The organism is Methanospirillum sp., assembly GCF_035560735.1.
Lineage (GTDB): Archaea > Halobacteriota > Methanomicrobia > Methanomicrobiales > Methanospirillaceae > Methanospirillum.
Map to the genome: position 1 here is coordinate 1 of NZ_DATMYY010000070.1, position 2,312 is coordinate 2,312.

Annotated in this window: 2 protein-coding genes; both read left to right on the forward strand. The window is 43.2% G+C overall.

Translation table 11 applies throughout. The features are described 5' to 3' along the window. Positions 1–967: PLP-dependent cysteine synthase family protein (locus tag VN429_RS01885; RefSeq protein WP_325629196.1), on the forward strand; the 967-nt coding region annotated here is incomplete at its 5' end. Further along, complete coding sequence (locus VN429_RS01890) at positions 967–2,127, forward strand: cystathionine gamma-synthase (protein ID WP_325629198.1); 1,161 nt, start codon at positions 967–969, stop codon at positions 2,125–2,127. The genes VN429_RS01885 and VN429_RS01890, both read left to right, overlap by 1 nt. Positions 2,128–2,312 lie beyond the last annotated feature (185 nt).

Sequence of the window (2,312 nt, forward strand, 5' to 3'; positions counted from 1 at the left end):
CAATATCGGAGAATTGATTGGAAACACCCCCCTGGTGAAACTTAACAGGGTAATGCCAGAGGAGACAAAACCCCTGGTCCTGGTGAAAATAGAGAGTTTTAACCCAGGGGGCAGTGTCAAGGATAGGACATCTGCCAACATGGTATTGGAGGCAGAACAAGCCGGATTAATTAAACCTGGAGGAACACTCGTTGAACCAACAGCAGGAAATACCGGTGTAGGTCTTGCAATTGCAGGGGTTTTGAAAGGATACAAGACTATCTTTGCCATGCCCGAAAAAATGAGTAAAGAAAAAGAACTCCTTCTCCGGGCATATGGGGCTGATGTAGTCCGAACCCCAACAAATGTACCACCTGAGGATGAACGCAGTTATTACAAAGTTGCTGATCGTATCGGACGGGAGACACCCGGAGGATTTGTTCCTAACCAGTTCGAAAATCCTAATAATCCTGCTGCTCATTACGCAACAACTGGCCCTGAGATATGGAGAGATACAGAAGGTCGCATCACCCATTTTATTGCAGGTCTTGGTTCAGGGGGAACAATTTCAGGAACCGCAAAATACCTGAAAGAGAAAAATCCCAACATAAAAATTATTGGAGTGGACCCGGAAGGATCTATTTATCATCATACATATCATGGGACTGAACCAAATCTCCATCCGTACAAAGTTGAGGGGACTGGAGAGGACTTCATTCCAAAAACTGTTGATCTGGACATCCTTGATGACATGATCGCAGTTGAAGATCGGGATGCATTCCAGATGACCCGGCGTCTTGCCCGTGAAGAAGGAATTCTGGTAGGGGGAACATCAGGAGCTTCAGTGTTTGCAGCAACTACGTTTATAAAGGATCTTACGGAAAATGACGTAGTTGTTGTGTTGCTTCCTGATACAGGACGAAATTATTTGAGTACTATCTTCAATGATGAATGGCTTACAAGCAACGGATTTGAGGATCTGATCTAATGGGATTTGATACTAAGGCAGTCCATACAGGAGAGGAACCGGACTTTGTTGGTCATCCAAGTGGTGACGTTGTTGTACCGATTCATCTCTCTTCTACGTTTGCCCGTTTGGATGTAAACGAGCCAACCGGAGGATATGAATATTCACGGAGTGGTAACCCAACCCGATTTGCCCTTGAAAAAAAGCTTGCAGCAATAGAAAATGCCAAATTTGGACTTGCCTTCTCATCAGGACTAGCAGCAGAGACTACACTTGTACTAAGTCTGCTAAAAGCAGGTGATCATGTAGTTGCATTTGATGACCTGTATGGAGGGACCCGGCGTCTTTTCAGCCAGGTATTTCAAGAGAGATTTGGAATCAAATTTTCGTACGTTGATGCCCGTGATCCTGAACTGATCAGTGCTGCCATTCAAGATAATACCAGGATTATTTGGCTTGAGACACCAACGAACCCCTTATTAAGACTTTGTGATATCAGCAAGATCTCTGATATTGCCCATAAGGCAGGAGCTTTGGTTGTAGTGGACAATACCTTTGCAAGCCCGTATTTTCAACAACCCATCGGACTTGGAGCTGATGTAGTTGTGCACAGCACTACAAAGTATATTAATGGACATAGCGATTCGATTGGGGGAGCACTGATCACATCAAATGAAGAATTGTTTAAGGCTCTTCGGTATAATCAAAACGCAGCAGGAGCAATTCTTTCACCGTTTGATAGTTTTCTGGTTTCCCGTGGTATTAAAACTCTCGCACTTCGTATGGAACGACATGAGAAGAATGCCATTGCAATTGCTACATATTTGGAGAATAACGATAAGATTGAAGGCGTTTATTATCCTGGTTTAGCATCTCATCCACAGCACGATCTTGCAAAGAGACAGATGACCGGGTTTTCAGGTATGCTTTCTTTTGAAATCAAAGGAGGAGAAAGAGAAGCACAGAAATTCCTCAGTAATCTCCATCTCTTCGCTCTGGCAGAAAGCCTCGGAGGAGTTGAATCTCTGATTGAACACCCTGCAACAATGACTCATGCCTCAATACCACCAGAAGAGAGGAGAAAGATTGGAGTGAGTGATGCATTAATCCGAATATCGGTAGGTATCGAGAATGTGGAGGATCTTATCTTTGACCTTGACCAGGCATTGAAACAGATCTGAAAGCCAGGAATCCCTTTTTTCTAATAGATATTGCTTTCTTATGAAGATATCAGACCAATTCAATTAGTGGAAACAGGTCAAACATAATCGAAAACCGGAACCTTTCAGATTAATAGAGTTTTTGAAAGGCAGGATACAATATCCGGATATGTTTTCGGTTCTTTTTGCCATAATAACAGGGATAT